The sequence below is a fragment of the Halomonas sp. V046 genome (genome assembly GCF_052645355.1).
Map to the genome: position 1 here is coordinate 22,016 of NZ_JBQXYF010000009.1, position 15,633 is coordinate 37,648.

Sequence of the window (15,633 nt, forward strand, 5' to 3'; positions counted from 1 at the left end):
CCTTCAGCAGTTCAGTGATCAAGAGATCGCGCAGACGTTGCGCCGTAAACCACAGTTCCAATCCCTTTCAGATGATGAGTTCAGCGCCGCTGTACTTGGCGCGCCCGCCGCGCGACCAAGCGAGTCGAAAGACGATCCAGGCTTCATGGCGGGCCTTTCCGCGGGCGTTGATCAGCTCCAAGCCATGGGGGGCGGCCTGGTCATGGCTGCCGGCGAAGGGCTGGAGTCTGAGGGACTTTTGAACGCGGGGCGGGGCCTGTATCAGCGGAACATGGACGAGGCGGCTGAAAACTCACTTGGTTATGGCTTCACCGATCTTTTCTCTAACCCCGAAACTAGCGCCCTCGACTGGGCGGCCTACACCGCCGGTAACCTGTTGCCGATGATGGCCACTTCTATCGCTGGGGGCGGCGTGGGCGGTATCGGCGCGCGAATGCTCGCCGGGGCCGCCGCCAAGGAGGGAGCCAAGCGCGCTGGCCAGGCCCTCGGCACTTACGCCGCCTCCACCGGCATGGAGGCGGGTAACCTGATGGGGCAGACCGGCGAGGCCGGCGTCTCTTTGGCTCACGCCTCCGTCATGGGGGCGGCCGACGCCCTGGTGCCAGTCAAGGTACTGCGCAGCCTGGGACGAAACGAATTGGCCGACAAGGCAGCAAGAGAGATTAGCGATGGCGTTCTAGGAGACCTGCGACGTCAGGCCCAACAAGGCACTCTGCGTGCCGCAGGTGGCGGATTGGCGCTTAATCTTCTGCAAGAGATGGGCACCGAAGGCCTGCAGAACCTCATGGAACAGCACGCCGTTTATTGGTCCGAGAATGAGGGCAAGTCACTATTCCAGAATCCGTCCGACGTAGACCTTAAAGCCATGGTAGACGAGGCGGCAGCCGGCGGCCTGATGGGCGGCATCATCGGTGTACCGGCTGGCATCGGCGAGCGTGGCCAGGCCCGCCAGCAGGTGGATCGCATTGAGGCAGCTCGCAAAGAAACTGAACAGCAAGGCGGTGATGCTCTAGATCAATCGATGGCGGCTCAAGGTGCCGAGCAAGCCTCACCCATTGTCCAGGAGCCTCAAGATCCGGCGGTGATGGCGGACGCCGGGAATCGGATCCAACTGGCCATGGATGAGCTCGATGAACTCCAGAACCTCGCCCGTGGCTCAAGCTTTCAAGGGCAGACCCGTCTTCGCAACATGGGCAAGATCCTGGATCGTGCCGAGCAAGCGCTCGAAAATGGTCAAGTTGACTCGGCGGCTCGTCTCGCCGGCCGCGCCCAAAGTATTGCCGGTAGTCTGAGAATTGCTCTCACTCGTACAGGAAGCGACGAACGTCCGGTGCAGTCAGAAGGCGAGATTGTTGATGATGCGTCACGGGACCGGTTAGCCGGGCTCCTCGAACAGGATGGTTGGCGGCTTCCGCCGGGAGATGCCGGCACCATCTTCGCCGGTGGTCCCACCGCCGATACGACCCAGTATGAACCTCAGGCACGCAAGGTTCGCCGTGACGAGGCTCTGGCCGTTCAACGCCAGGGAGCCGAGCGGATGCGCGAACAACAGGCCAATGCTCGTCCACAGATCAGCGATCAGGGTATCGTCTACGGTGACGGCCCAGTGGCCGGAAATGCCAACAACGGCCTCGATCAGTCTTTCGAACGAGCTGCCTTCACCGACACCGCCGTTGGCACCGATGCTGAGGCTGCCCGCGTCCGCCAGCAGCAGAACGCCGCCGACGTCGCCCGCCTGGCCCGTACCCGGGGACGCGGCGAAACCGCATACCTCCCCGATAATACCGCCATCCGAACCCGCTTCCGTGTGGCGGAGGCCGCCGACCTGCGCCCGTCGAACACTCCCGATGGTCGCGTGAACCCTGGGTATCCGGCTGAGCTTCAGCCCCGTGACCGGACCAACGCCAACAGCCAGGTCCAAGTGCGTAATATCGCCGCTCGCCTCAACCCGGAGCGGCTGGGCTCCAGTCGCGATGCCGGCGCCGGCGCGCCGATCATCGGCTCTGATGGCGTAGTCGAGTCTGGTAATGGTCGAACCATGGCGATCGCTCAGGCCTACCGGCAAGGCAGTGAACGTGCCGGCGACTACCGAGCTTTTGTCAGGCGTCAGGCCGAAGCGCTAGGTATGGACCCGGTCGCAGTAGACGAGATGACAAGCCCCGTGCTGGTTCGCGAGCGGCTGACCAGCATTGATCGGGCCGAGTTCGCGCGGCGCGCCAATGAAAGTCAGGTGGCTGGCATGACTGCCTACGAGCAGGCGCTGGCCGATGCCGACAGCCTCAACGGAGATGATGTGCAAGCCTGGGCCCCGGACCAGTCGGGCGACCCCCTGGCGGCCAGCAATCGCGACTTCCAGCGTGTGTTCGTGCAGCGTCTTGGCAATAACGAGGCGGCTCGTTACACCACCCGGGATGGCCAGGCCAGCCCGGAATTAGGAAGTCGCATGCAGCGAGCCGTCTTCGCCAAGGCCTTTCAAGATGCCGACATGGTGGAGATGGCCACCGAGCAGGGTGACCAGATGCGCAACCTGACCGCGGCGCTACAAGTCGCGGCTCCTGATCTAACCATCGGTCGTGAGACCGGCAGTCAGGATGCCGGTGATGCCATCGGCACCATCATTGATGCCGTCCGCATTGTGCGCCAGGCTCGCCAAGATGGGATCGGCGTGCGCGAGCTGACCCGCCAGGGTGACGCGTTCAGCGAACCGGTTCCCGATGCCACTGCGCTTCTGGCGGTGACCATGCAGTCCAACTTGCGCAGCCGCCGGGCACTGACTGAGGCGATGCGCTACATTGGCCAGGCTGTGCGAACGCGCGCCGAGAATGAGCGCAACGGTGCCCTGTTTGAGGACACTACCACCAACGAGGACGTCTTCAATGCCTCCTTCCAGACCGAAGATCCAGCTGCGAGCACCGAACAACGATCACCTCAGGCAGATGTTCAGCAAGGCACTTCACGGCGCCAACGAAACACTGCCGGCGGGCGAGAAACTGAAGATTCCCAAGGGATTGCACAAGGCCAGCAAGCGGATGCCCTGAGAGGGCAGCCAATCGATGCAGAATGGACAGCGTTCTCAGAAGCCTCTGGCTCGCGCGGCATTCCCCGTGCCGAGATGCCGCAGATCAAAGCAGAGCACCGCGGCGCCTTAGCCAATTTCCTGTCAGCCCGCGGCATCCAGAGTAACGAGGCCACGGTGCCGGCGCGCTCCTTGCGTCCGACACAGCGCGAATTCTCCGAAGATCGTGTCCAGGCGGCCAAGGCCCGCGAAGGTGGCGACCGCGCCATTCTCGTGTCCGCCGATGGCCATGTGGTGGACGGCCACCACCAGTGGCTGGCCCGGGCTGATCAGGGCGAGGACGTCCGCGTGATCCAGCTAGATGCGCCCATCGACCAGGTGCTCGAGGCGGCGCGGGAGTTTCCCAGCAGCGAGGTGAACGACAGCACCTCGCTACTCGCCACCTACGACGAGCAGGCGCTGGCCGCCCGCGACCATGCCCAGCAGCAGGCGGAGCATGCCGAGACCGACCGCCGCCGCCAAGAGGAGGATCGCGCCCAGGCCGATACCGAGGCCGACGACTTCCGCCTCTCCGGGAGCGACCGCGCCGCCGATGTCGCCGCCGCCGGCGGGCAGCAGGACCTGACCGATACCACCGACGATGCTGCGCAAGATGACGGCAGTGCTTTCGATTCTGTCCAGCAACCCGAACAGCCCGATGAAGCGCCAAAGCCCAAGCGGCACAACAAGCCGCTGATCTATGCCGGCTATTCCGGCGAAGAGCGCAGCGTGCGCAGCTACCAGGAGCTGGGCGACTACCGCATCGCCAAGGTCAACGACAGCCTCTACGAGGTGATCGACCCTGACGGACAAGCCGTCAGCCAGATGGCCGGCCCACAAGGAGCCGCCCGTGAGGCCGAGCGCCTTGACGGCCTGACCGAGACCGATCAGCGCTACGCCATTGGGCAAAGCGATGCCCGCCCGGTGGGGCGGGAAGCCATCGAAGCGGCACTGGTCGGCACCCCAGAACTTGGGGACGTGACGGTGATTCAGTCAGCGTCCGAATTGCCGCCCGCCTCGCTCATCGGCATGACGCTGCAGGGCGTGAACCCCCGCGACGTTCGCGGGCTGTTCGTGGGCGATCAGCTCTACGTCATCGCCGACAACGTGGACAGCGTGCAGGAGGGCGTGCGCACTGCTGTTCATGAGGCCGTGGGCCACAAGGGCATGCGAGGCGTGCTGGGCGCCGACCTCGAGCGGGTGATGCTCTCGCTGTTCCGCAGCCTGCCCAACAGCAAGGAGGGCCGCGCCGCGCTCGCCGAGGTGCGTCGTGACTACCCCTTCCTCGATCCATCGAAGCGCGAGGACCGCGTCACTATCGGCGAGGAGATGGTCGCCCACCTGCTGGAGAAAGGGCTGCGGCCCAAGGCCTGGCAGCGCGCCGTAGCGAAGATTCGCGATCTGCTGCGCCGGCTGCTCCCCTCCATCGGCTGGACCCACACCGATGCCCTGGCCCTAGGCGAGAAGAGCCGGCAGTACCTGCGCAATCAGAAGGCCGAGCGCCGGGGCGATAACGGCGAGCTCTACAGCCTGCGCGGCAAGGAGCGCGTCGCCTTCGAGAGCCAGTTTGACGACTTCACCGATGCTGACCGGGACGCGGCCGCCAAGATCGGCGCCCGTACGCCGCCCCATCGCGCCATGGACTGGTTCAAGGAGAAGGCCGACCGTGCCGGGCTCAAGATCCGCCAGGGCATGGTGGATCGCGTGGCCGCACTCAAGGAGATCGACGAGCGACTCTATGGCGAGTCAGCCCTGGGTGAGAACATCACCCGCTCGAGCTGGGTGCTGGCTCGTATGAGCGGTGCCGCGAATGGCGCCCTGCATGCCCTGCTGCACAACGGGCGCATCAAGCTCGACGCCAAGCAGAAGGTCATCACCCTGCAGGACGGTGACTCCAAGGGGCTGGGCGAGGTGCTGGGCCGGCTGGGCAGTGCTGCCGAGATCGAGCGCTTCATGGGTTGGATCGCCGGCAACCGGGCGGCACGACTGGCGCAGGACGGCCGTGAGAACTTGTTCGACGTCGGCGACATCGAGGCGATGAAGGGCTGGAACCGCGGCCAGATGGATGATGGGCGCAGCCGTGAGTCGGTCTATCGTGAAGTGTTCGACGAATTCCAGGCCTACCGCGATGATGTACTGGCGGTGGCCGAGCAGGGCGGCATCATCAGTGCCGACCAGCGGACGATGTGGCGGGACGAGTTCTATGTGCCGTTCTACCGCTTGGCCGAGGACAACTACGGCCAGGTCAGCGGCATGATGGCCACCAGCGGACTCTCCCGCCAGCAGGCCTACAAGCGGCTGAAGGGTGGCACCCAGAACCTCAACGACCTGTTGCAGAACACCATGATGAACTTCCACCACCTGCTGGATGCCAGCCTGAAGAATCAGGCGGCGGCGCAGGCGGTGGAGAACGCCAAGCAGCTCGGCATGGTGGAAATGGTGCCGGAGAGCAACCGCGATACAAAGAAGAGCACCTTCGTGATGGAGGGCGGCAAGAAGGTCTTCTACGAGATCGACGACCCACTAGTCTTCGAGGCGCTTACCGCCTTGGCGCATCCCGGCATGAACAGCGCGATGATGAAGGTGATGCGCGGCTTCAAGCGCGTGTTTACCAACCTGACCACCACCACGCCGCAGTTTATGGTCGCCAACCTGATCCGCGATTCGCTGCAGGCCACCGCCACCAACAACGTCTCGAAGAACTCTTTCAAGAACGTGATTGATGGTGCCGGCGCCTACCGCGACCAGCGGCTGCGCGCCCAGATGCTGGCTAGTGGGGCCAGCTTCAATTTTGGCCACCTCTATGGCAACAACCCTGATGAGCTGCGCGCCCAGCTGACGCGCAATATGCGCGACGCCGAGCTGGTGGATGGCCCTTGGGCTGTGCCCAACGTGCTGCGCAAGGGCTGGGCCTGGTGGAATGACGTCAACAACGCGGCGGAGAACGTCAACCGCGCGGCGATCTACAGCCAGAACCGCGAGAGTGGTGAGCTGCGCGCGGCCTTCGAGGCTCGCGACCTGATCGATTTCTCAGCCCATGGCGCCTGGCCGGCTGTGCGGATCCTGATCGACATCGTGCCGTTCCTCAACGCCAGGATTCAGGGTCTCGACAAAATCTACCGCAGTGGCGTGAAGCCTGGGGCCAGCGTGGTGGCTGAGGCCTTCGGCAAGGGCAAGGCCAACGTGACCGACAAGCAGGCCGCCGGGCGCTTCTGGACGGTGAGCGGGGCGCTGGCCATGGCCACCGTGGCGCTTTACCTGCACAACCAGGACGACGAGGAATACCAGAAGCTCGAGGACTGGCAGAAGGACACTTACTGGTTTATCCGCTTTGGAGACAACGCCTTCTTCATCCCGAAGCCTTTCGAGGTGGGGGCTATTGCCACGATGGCAGAGCGTATCACCCAGCAGTTTGTGGACGACGAAGCCACGGGCAAAGTCTTCCGTCAGCGGCTGATGCATATGCTGACCGACACCTTCTCGTTCAGCCCGGTGCCGCAGATGGCCCAGCCGGCGCTCGACATCTACGCCAACTATGACGCCTTCACCGGCCGACCGATCGAGAGCATGGGCATGGATAGGCTGAGTCCGGAGCTTCGCAAGCGTGCGGGAACATCGAAGGTTGGCGAGTGGATTTCCCAGGGGCTCAACAATACCGTTGGCGCCATCGGCGACCCTGACAAGAACCCACTCGCACTGTCGCCGGTGCAGGTCGATCACCTGATTGGTGGATACTTAGGCCAGGTCGGCACCTGGGTGGCTTCCAGTGGAGATGTCGCATGGCGCGCCAACACCGGGATCGAAGCTCCGGCCAGTCGTTGGCACGAGTATCAGCCAATTCGCCGTTTCTACCGGGACCTCGGCGAGGAAGACCGATACACCCGATACGGCACGGTGTTCTATGAAGGGCTCCGCGAAGCCGGCAGGGCTTATGCCGATGTGAAGGAACTGCATGAGATGAGACGCTTGGCCGAGGCCGCTGAAGTGGCGGAATCTCAGCGGGATGTGCTGGCCCTCCGAAAGCCCCTCAACCGTGCTCAGCGCCGCCTGAGTGGCCTCAACAAGCAAATCGATTTGATCCGTCGATCTAGCATTGATGGCGAGCTTAAGCGGCAGCGCATTGACCGTCTGTCGGCAATGAAAAACCAGATTCAGCGTGCTCTTGGTAAGCGCGTGCTGGAGGCACGCACTGGTTGATCACTTGCCGGCCGCAAAGATACCGACCAGGAAGAGCGCTCCGAAGAGGAGGGCCGGCATGTTGACGAGCAGGGCGATGATGATCAAGAACCCGGGGATACCCAGGTAGCTGATGATTAGCCAGCCCTGCACGTTCTGCCAGTCCCGGGGTGCGCCGATCATCGTCAGCAGCCCGAGGAGGGGCAAGGTGAAGGCGAGTCCAAGGATGGTTTCTGTGTCCATGGTTACCTCTTGCGGAATGTCCTGATATGCGCAGCGGTGCAGAGCCGGATATTCATGCAAACCTAGCGTCTGCCTGTTGATTGCACGAATTATCTTCTGTGAACGCGAAGATTGTCCGCCTACCTCGAATGGTGGTCGTAACGAGAAGTCGCGGGATGACCTGACGGGCGCTCACGACCAAAGCGGTAATCGCAGGGAGAAAGGCGGCGATAAGATTTTTGATGAGATGATCCTTGTCGATGACGCCGTCAAGGTAGGTCAGCTAAATCTCATGTGCCAGAACCTGCTAGGACCTGGCGAGGGGTGAGGATCAAGATGGTGCTCTATCCAGGCCGTAAGACGATCGAACCGCCTAAAGATTAAGGCTTTAGTCTATTCGCTGCTGGTCTAACTGCGGCGGTGCAACGCCAAACGTTGCACCCGTTGCACTATTGGATGTTTTTTAACCAGAACACAAAGAAAAGGGGACCAGCTAAGTCGCTGATCCCCTTGAATAAGGTGGCGGAGGGACAGGGATTCGAACCCTGGGTAGGCTATTAACCTACGCCGGTTTTCAAGACCGGTGCATTCAACCGCTCTGCCATCCCTCCGGCTTACGGCGATGTACTCTACCAGATTTTTCGCAGCCGTCAACAGTTGTGTGCGATCAATACGTTAGCGCGATGTCACAGACAGGGCCTCAAACGAAGAGAGTCAGGAAGCAGGGGCCAGCGACAGGGCCGAATTGTGCAAAAATGCGACAGCATCGTCGCCAAAAGGAAACGCTGTTCGAGCCTTGCCAGTGCTGCGCCGGGTCATTTTTTGCGCGTGAAAGGCGTTGAAAGGGACCCCCGGAGCGGCTTGCGTCGGGAACTTCACGGGGTCATGCTGTGTCCATTGCTACTCCATCAACAGGGAGCTTTGGATACATGGCTTACCAAGAGTCACAGGTGAATCGTCAGACCACGCAGGTTGCTGCGACAAACAAGGTACTGCGCAACACCTACGGCTTGCTGGCGATGACACTGCTGTTCTCAGCGTTCACCGCGAGTGCGGCTGTCGCCCTCGGCGTCCAGCAACTGAACATCCTGGTGTTCTTTATCGGCGCCTACGGGCTGATGTTCCTCGTCCACAAGACTGCCAACTCGGCCATGGGGCTGCTGGCAACCTTTGCCTTCACTGGCTTCATGGGGTTCACGCTCGGCCCGATCCTGAGCGCCTATCTGACGCTGTCCAATGGACCGCAACTGATCATGACGGCGCTGGGGATGACCGGACTCACGTTCTTCGGTCTCTCCGCCGTTGCGCTGATTACCCGCAAGGACTTCAGCTTCCTGGCGAATTTCCTGATGGCCGGGGCGATCGTGCTGATTCTGGCGATGGTGGCCGGTTTGATCTTCCAGATTCCGGCGCTGTCGTTGATGGTCTCCGCGGGCTTCGTGTTGTTCTCCTCTGCGGCGATCCTGTACCAGACCAGTGAGATCGTGCACCGCTCGGGCGAGACCAACTACATCCTCGCGACGATCACCCTTTATGTCTCCATCTATAATCTGTTCGTGAGCCTGCTGTCGCTGCTGGGCATCGTCAGCCAGGACTAAGACGGCCGCTACCCGCGCAGCTTCTGTCAGGGTAGCCGTCTTCGAACCTACGCCGGACACCAGACCCCGCCTCCTAGGCGGGGTCTATTTTTTGGTACACTCTTCCCGTTGTCCATGGTGCCGAAAGGATGAGACATGCGTTACGCCATCGTCGTGCTTGGTGGACCCTACAGCCATCAAGCAAGCCACAGCGGCTTGAGATTCGCCAAAGCGCTGATTGCTCGTGGCCACCAGCTGGAAGCCGTCTTCTTCTATCATGATGGGGTGTACAACGCCGCGCGTCTTGCGGCTCCGCCGCAGGACGAACCTCATCTCGTCGATGGCTGGGTGGAGCTGCACCACCAACACAATGTGCGACTCGACGTGTGCATCGCGGCGTCCCTGAGGCGAGGCCTTCTGGACGAGGGCGAGGCGCAGCGCCACGGCAAGCAGGGACACAGCGTCGAAGCTCCCTTTGAGCTGACTGGGCTGGGTCAGTTGATCGATCTGGGGCTTTCCTGTGATCGGCTAGTTACTTTTGCGCCCTGAGGGAGCTCTTGCGATGGGAATGCTCATGGTGAGGTCATCATGACCGATAACGTCTCGACCGGTGGCGATGTGCTAGTGATCCTGCGTCATGGTCCCCACGGTGGCAGCTTGCTGAAAGAAGGCCTCGATGCGGCATTGGTGGCGGCGGCCTTCGGCAAGCGAGTGTCGTTGCTGTTCATGGGGGAAGGGGCGGCGGCGCTCGTCACTGGACAGACCGCGGGTGCCTTGGGTCAGAAGGGAACCCATGCGACGCTGGCCATGCTCGAAATGTATGATATCGAGACACTGTTGGTCGAGGCCGAGGCCCTGGAAGGGCTCGGACTCGTCATCGCGGATGCCGAGATGGACGTCTATCCAGTGAGCGCGGCGGAGGTCGCTGACCAGGTCGCGGCACATGCCCTGGTGATGACGTTCTAGCCTGACGATGACGTTATAGGACGTTATAGGACGTTATAGAGAGTGCCGCTACGGACGCCGGCATGTCGAAGGAGAGCACCCTATGCAACTGCACACCCTGAACCGGTCACCGCTGGCATCGAACGTCTGGCGTCAGGCACTGACGGCCATGTCCGGCGACGATCGTCTGCTGTTGATCGAGGACGCCGTGCAGGGAGCACTGGCGCCCCAGGCGGGGCGGTTTGCGGAGATCAAGGGACGACTCTTCGCGTTGCGCGAGGACCTCGAGGCGCGCGGCTTGCTCGAGCGTTGTGCCGAGGGTATTCAGATCATCGATGTCGATGGGTTTGTCGATCTTACCGCCGAGGCCGACAAGGTGATCAGCTGGTACTGAGACATGGCGCCCAGGGTGGCCACCACTGGCACGTGACAAGACCGGTAAATATTGGCGGACCAGCAGGCGCGAGACGACAACCGCAAGCGAGAGACAAGTCCCATGGCAAGTAGCGAAATTACCCGGTATCTGGACGCGGACGACGGCACGGTCGGGCTCGACCCCGAGGGCTATCTTGTCAACCTGACGCAGTGGTCACCCAGCGTCGCCGAACGCCTGGCCGCGGAAGAAGGCCTGGCGTTGACCGCGGAGCACTGGGAAGTGATCGCGGTGCTGCGTGATTTCTACGATCGCTACGAGCAGTCTCCGGCGATGCGCCCACTGGTCAAGGCCGTGAGCCGGGCCCTTGGCGAGGAAAAGGGCCGGTCGATTCATCTCATGACGCTGTTTCCCGGAAGCCCGCCGAAACTCGGCGCACGAATTGCGGGGCTGCCCAAGCCGACCAATTGCCTGTGACGCGCGGGTCCCACCGTTGCATCGGCAAAGGCATCACCTGATCATGCACCGAACAGTGTCCACCCTCATTGTTGCTGCGGAGCCGATGGTTTGAATTTTCTCGCCCACGCCTGGTTGGCTCGCGGTGGCAGCGACGCCTTTCTCCTTGGCAACCTCGTTGCCGATGGCATCAAGGGCAGCGACTTGTCAGGATGGCCGGCGCCCTTCGCCGAAGGCGTTCGCCATCATCGTCGCGTGGATGCCTTTGTCGACCGGCATGACACGGTGCGCGGGGCGCTTGAACGCACCCCAAAAGGACAGCGGCGCTTCGCCGGCATCGCCCTCGATCTGGTCTGGGACCACTTTGCGGCCCTCCGTCTGCCGACGCAAGAGCGTGATGCGCTCATACGGCGCAGCTATCGGCTAATGGGGCGTGAGACGGCACCGGCACGACTCGCGTCGATGGTGCCGGTGCTTATCGAACAGGACTGGCTACACCGCTACGCCGACTTCGGTTTCACCTGCCGAGCCATCTGCGGCATCGGTACTCGCTTACGCGGACCCAATCGCCTGGCAGAGTTGATTCCTCACCTGGAAGACGACTACCCACGCCTCGAGCGCGACTTCGAGGTGCTGTGGCCGAGCGTCAATGCCGCTTGCGGCCTCCCACTCGATCATGGGTAGCCGATCATGGGTAGCCGGTCATGGGTAGCTGGTCATGGATAGCGCCGCCCGTCTCATCAGGGCACCTTGAGCCATAGGCATTCCACCACGTCACCGATCGCCACATCGCTGTGTGGCGGCACCACGGCGAAGGCATCTGCACCGATGCACGATGACAGCACTCCGGAATTCTGATCCTCGAAGGCCTCGGCGGTCACGCCTTGAGCGCTGAACGCCAAGCGCACTCGCATGTAATGCTGGCGTGGTCCGGTGGACGTCGCAAAGCCACTGTTCGCCCACACGCGAGGCAACTCGGATAGCTCAGGGCTGCCAAGCAGGGCACCGATCAGCGGGCGCAGGAACAGCCAAGCGCCGACGAAGCTGGAGACGGGGTTGCCCGGCAGACCGACAAAGTGTGCCTGGCCGTTATCCTCAACGGGATCACCGCCGTCAGGACCTTGTGCGTGCCCCCGGGGAAGCTTGCCCAGTGCCAGTGGCTTACCCGGACGAATGGCCAGCCGCCACAACGCCAGTTCGCCCAGGCGTTCAACGGCGGCCTTGACGTGGTCTTCCTCGCCGACACTCACGCCGCCGGTGGACACGACCAGATCGGCGTCTGTCGCGGCGTCACGCAGGCAGCGCTCGGTACTCGTCGCGGTGTCGGGCACCCGGATCGTGGTAATGACCTCGGCGCCGAACCGTTCCAGCAGCGATCTGAGCATGGGACGATTGGAGTTGTAGATCTGGCCAGGGGCCAGGGGAGTGCCTGGATCGACGATTTCGTCGCCGGTCGACAGCAAGGCGACCCGAGGCGCGCGAACGACCGCCACCTCGGTGATCCCCTGGCCCGCCAGGTGACCGAGGGCGGCCGCATCCAGCCGCGTGCCAGCAGCCAGCAGGGTGTCACCCCGACTCACATCCCGTCCCCGTCGGCGCACGTTGTTGCCGGCTGGTACCCCGTCCGGCAGGGCGGCGATATCGCCTTCGCGGCGGACGTCTTCCTGCATGACCACGCAATCCGCTCCCGGCGGAATCTCTCCCCCGGTGAAGATTCGCGCACAGCTGCCCCGCTGGAGGGGGGCGGCATCCTGGCCGGCGGCAATGCGCGCGACGACCGGCAGAGCCTTGCCGGCGTCGTCGTGGTGCAAGGCGTAGCCATCCATGGCGCTATTGTCGAAGGGCGGCACGTCGAGGCGGGCCACCATGGCGTCGGCCAGTACTCGGCCCGCGGCCCGGGACAGTGCAATCTTTTCGCTGGGTAGCCGCCGCACATCGTCCAGCAGCGTCAGCAGTGCCTCAGACATGGGCTTGAGGTCAGAGGCCATGTTGACCTCGCTCGGGAATCACCAGGTTGGCGAAGTTGCAGGGCCGGTGGCGACTATCGAGCTGTTCGGCGAGGATGCCATCCCAAGCGGTGCGGCAGGCACCGGTGGACCCCGGCAGGCAGAACACGACGGTGTCATTGGCCATGCCGCCAAGACATCGGCTCTGCACGGTAGAGCTGCCGATTTCCTGCCAGGAGAGCTGGCGAAACAACTCGCCGAACCCTTCGATGCGCTTGTCGAGAAGTACGGACACGGCTTCCGGCGTGGAGTCGCGGCCGGTAAAGCCGGTACCACCGGTGGTGAGAATCACCTGTACTTCCGGGTCGGCTATCCAGGTCGAGACGATGGCTCGCATGGCGTAGACATCGTCGGGAACGATGCACTTGGCGGCAAGATGGTGGCCGGCACGGGTAAGCCGCTCCGCCAGCGCTTGGCCGCTACGATCGGTGTCTTCGGTCCGCGTATCGGAGACCGTGAGAACGGCAATCTTGAGGCCGATCATCGCTTCGTCCTTCACCGCTGTCATCAGCTGTTGTTCTCCTGGCGAGTTGGGTCTGATTGGGCCGTCTTGGCGTTCTGGCGCTGTTCGAACGCGGCCATCTGTTCGGGGGTTGCCTTGGCTTGATACTGGGCTTTCCACTCGCTGTAGGGCATGCCGTAGACATGCTCACGGGCGCTCTCGTAGTCGAGCGTCTCGCCGCGCTCTTCGGCGGCGGCGACCAGCCATTTGGACAGGCAGTTGCGACAGAAATCGGCCAGGATCATCAGGTCGATGTTCTGTACGTCCTTGTTCTTGTCCAGATGTTCCAGCAGGCGACGGAAGGCAGCAGCCTCCAGTTCGGTACGGGTGGCGTCGTCGAGTTGGTCCATGACGTGACTCCGAGCGTGAGAAAAAACGATGACTACACAGCTTACCTTAGGACCTTCAAAAGAACACCGCCCCAACGGTGTCGGGGCGGTGGTTGATGGGGCGGGCCATGCGCCTTGCGCTCTGCAAGGCCCGCTTCGCCAGCGGTCAGCACCTGCGTGTTGGCGACCCTAGACAGTCGGCCCTGCGCGACCGGCTCGGCCGACCTTGCTCAGCTATCCAGCTACCCAGCTTATCCAGCTACCCAGGGGGCGGGGCGGCATTGCCTTGCGCTCCCGGCGCCGATGGGTGGGAGCCGTTCTCGGCCTCCAGGGCGTCCGCATCCACCGCTTGATCCTTGACCTCGTCGTACCACAGGCTGTGGTGCTGCTTGGCCCAGGTTTCGTCGACATAGCCGGTGGTCATGCCTTCCAGCGCCCCTTCGGTACCGAGTGTCCCGATGTAGATATGACCAAAGGCCACGGCGGTCAGGCCCAGCGCCCCAAGGGCATGGATGACGTTGGCCCACTGCATGGTGTCCCGGCTCTGGGAGAAGTTGGGGAAGTCCAACACCAGGCCGCTGACGATGACCACGATGCCGGCGGTCGCCAGCAGCCAGAACCAGGCCTTCTCGCCGCCGTTGGCGAAGCCCGCGGCCGGGTGCTTGTTGCCGACCATGCCGCCGCCTTGCTTGAACCATTCGATGTCGTGACGCTTGATCCAGTTGTGCTTGAGAAAGCGCAACAGCACGATCACGAGCAGGATGCCGAACAACGGGCCCATGTAGTTGTGAAGGAATTTGGTGCCGCTCATCATCGCGGCCCAGAAGCCGTCACCGAAGATCGGCTTGAAGACGAACTTGCCGTAGAGCAGGTTGAGTCCGGTCAGCGCCAGCACCAGGAACAGGCTGGCAAGGGTCCAGTGCAAGGCGCGGCTGAGGGCCGACCAGCGCAACAGCTTGCGCCCCGTGCGAGGCTCGTCCAGTCGGCTGCGTCCGACGATCAGGTAGAACAGCAGGATCATGGCCAGCATGCCCCCCACCGCGATCAAGCCAAACGGCGACACCCACTTGTTGCGCAGGTAGCGCCAGGTCTCGCCGCTCTGGTTGATGAGGCTGTACGTGGAGTCATGCCGCGAATCGATGAAGGACTCGCCGTCCTTCACCTGCCGCCAGGTGTCGGCGTCCACCGCCGGTACCGCAATACCAATTTCGGCATCGGGATCCGCCGCCAGGGCATTGCCGCTAACACCGAGAAACGTACTCAAGAACACCGCGGTGACGAGCATTAGCCACGGGACAGGGAGTAGCCGTCGCCAGGTCATGGACTGATTCATGGGACCTCCTCACTGGCCGCGGGTGGCATCAACAACCATGTCATCGATGGCAGAAGACGAGCCGTTGCCGATGGATGACCAGGCACCATCCTTGTGTCCGCGTTGCACGACCCGCTCACGAAAGATGTCTGCCACGGTCTGGGCGTCGCCCGCCAATAGCGCCTTGGTGGAGCACATCTCGGCACACAGCGGCAGCTTGCCCTCGGCGATACGATTCGCGCCGTACTTCTCGTATTCCTCTTCGGGACTGTCGGCGGGCCCGCCGGCGCAGAAGGTGCACTTGTCCATCTTGCCGCGCTCACCGAAGGCGTCCTGTTGAGGAAACTGTGGCGCGCCGAAGGGGCAGGCATACAGGCAATAGCCACAGCCGATACACAGGTCCTTATCGTGCAGGACGATGCCATCGTCGGTCTTGTGGAAACAGTCGGTGGGACACACGGCCATGCACGGGGCATCATCACAATGCATGCAGGCCACGGAGATCGAGACCTCCGTCGGCTCGCCATCGTTGAGCGTCACGACGCGGCGGCGCTGAATTCCCCACTCGACCTCGTTGGCATTCTTGCACGCGGTGACGCAGCCATTGCATTCGATGCAGCGCTCGGCGTCACACATGAATTTCATCTGAGCCATGGTGTTTCTCCTCGATTCGCGCTGCG

13 protein-coding genes and 1 tRNA gene are annotated in these 15,633 nt (G+C 62.8%); 7 read left to right on the plus strand and 7 right to left on the minus strand.

Annotated features, from left to right (window positions below):
- Positions 1-145: 145 nt before the first annotated feature.
- A complete protein-coding gene (locus ACUN9Y_RS13340) occupies positions 146-7,252 on the plus strand; it encodes an LPD38 domain-containing protein (RefSeq protein ID WP_445461205.1) in 7,107 nt (2,368 codons plus the stop codon).
- Here the strand turns inward: ACUN9Y_RS13340 and ACUN9Y_RS13345 are convergent, their stop codons facing one another.
- Positions 7,253-7,474, minus strand: coding sequence for a hypothetical protein (locus ACUN9Y_RS13345; RefSeq protein WP_445461206.1), 222 nt, complete (start codon positions 7,472-7,474; stop codon positions 7,253-7,255). It abuts the gene before it with no gap.
- Between the two features lie 499 nt (positions 7,475-7,973).
- Positions 7,974-8,064 (minus strand) — tRNA-Ser (locus ACUN9Y_RS13350).
- Between the two features lie 318 nt (positions 8,065-8,382).
- Here ACUN9Y_RS13350 and ACUN9Y_RS13355 point away from each other — a divergent pair.
- The 6 genes from ACUN9Y_RS13355 to ACUN9Y_RS13380 all read left to right on the plus strand — a co-directional run bounded on the left by ACUN9Y_RS13355 (position 8,383) and on the right by ACUN9Y_RS13380 (position 11,488).
- Positions 8,383-9,051 (plus strand): Bax inhibitor-1/YccA family protein, encoded by a 669-nt coding sequence (locus ACUN9Y_RS13355; protein ID WP_445461404.1) that lies wholly within the window; start codon positions 8,383-8,385, stop codon positions 9,049-9,051.
- 135 nt (positions 9,052-9,186) lie between these two features.
- Entirely contained in the window at positions 9,187-9,579 is a 393-nt protein-coding gene (gene tusD, locus ACUN9Y_RS13360; RefSeq protein WP_445461207.1) for a sulfurtransferase complex subunit TusD, read from the plus strand.
- 39 nt (positions 9,580-9,618) lie between these two features.
- Positions 9,619-9,996, plus strand: coding sequence for a DsrE family protein (locus ACUN9Y_RS13365; protein WP_445461208.1), 378 nt, complete (start codon positions 9,619-9,621; stop codon positions 9,994-9,996).
- 82 nt (positions 9,997-10,078) lie between these two features.
- Positions 10,079-10,369: a sulfurtransferase complex subunit TusB gene (gene tusB / locus ACUN9Y_RS13370; RefSeq protein WP_445461209.1), complete on the plus strand. Its 291-nt coding sequence runs from the start codon at positions 10,079-10,081 to the stop codon at positions 10,367-10,369.
- Positions 10,370-10,471: 102 nt separating this feature from the next.
- A complete protein-coding gene (locus ACUN9Y_RS13375) occupies positions 10,472-10,825 on the plus strand; it encodes a TusE/DsrC/DsvC family sulfur relay protein (RefSeq protein ID WP_445461210.1) in 354 nt (117 codons plus the stop codon).
- A gap of 90 nt (positions 10,826-10,915) precedes the next feature.
- A complete protein-coding gene (locus tag ACUN9Y_RS13380) occupies positions 10,916-11,488 on the plus strand; it encodes an acyl carrier protein phosphodiesterase (RefSeq protein WP_445461211.1) in 573 nt (190 codons plus the stop codon).
- Between the two features lie 56 nt (positions 11,489-11,544).
- On the opposite strand, the gene ACUN9Y_RS13385 is transcribed toward ACUN9Y_RS13380, so the two are convergent.
- The 5 genes from ACUN9Y_RS13385 to fdh3B form a co-directional block, all read right to left on the minus strand.
- Entirely contained in the window at positions 11,545-12,792 is a 1,248-nt protein-coding gene (locus ACUN9Y_RS13385; protein ID WP_445461212.1) for a molybdopterin molybdotransferase MoeA, read from the minus strand.
- Positions 12,782-13,318 (minus strand): molybdenum cofactor biosynthesis protein B, encoded by a 537-nt coding sequence (gene moaB / locus ACUN9Y_RS13390; RefSeq protein WP_445461213.1) that lies wholly within the window; start codon positions 13,316-13,318, stop codon positions 12,782-12,784. Before moaB ends, ACUN9Y_RS13385 begins: the two co-directional genes overlap by 11 nt.
- A complete protein-coding gene (locus ACUN9Y_RS13395) occupies positions 13,318-13,662 on the minus strand; it encodes a DUF1244 domain-containing protein (protein ID WP_445461214.1) in 345 nt (114 codons plus the stop codon). Before ACUN9Y_RS13395 ends, moaB begins: the two co-directional genes overlap by 1 nt.
- A 238-nt stretch (positions 13,663-13,900) precedes the next feature.
- Positions 13,901-14,974 (minus strand): formate dehydrogenase subunit gamma, encoded by a 1,074-nt coding sequence (locus tag ACUN9Y_RS13400; RefSeq protein WP_445461215.1) that lies wholly within the window; start codon positions 14,972-14,974, stop codon positions 13,901-13,903.
- Positions 14,975-14,983: 9 nt separating this feature from the next.
- The gene (gene fdh3B / locus ACUN9Y_RS13405) at positions 14,984-15,607 is read right to left on the minus strand and encodes a formate dehydrogenase FDH3 subunit beta (RefSeq protein WP_445461216.1); all 624 of its coding nucleotides are present in this window, start codon (positions 15,605-15,607) and stop codon (positions 14,984-14,986) included.
- Positions 15,608-15,633 lie beyond the last annotated feature (26 nt).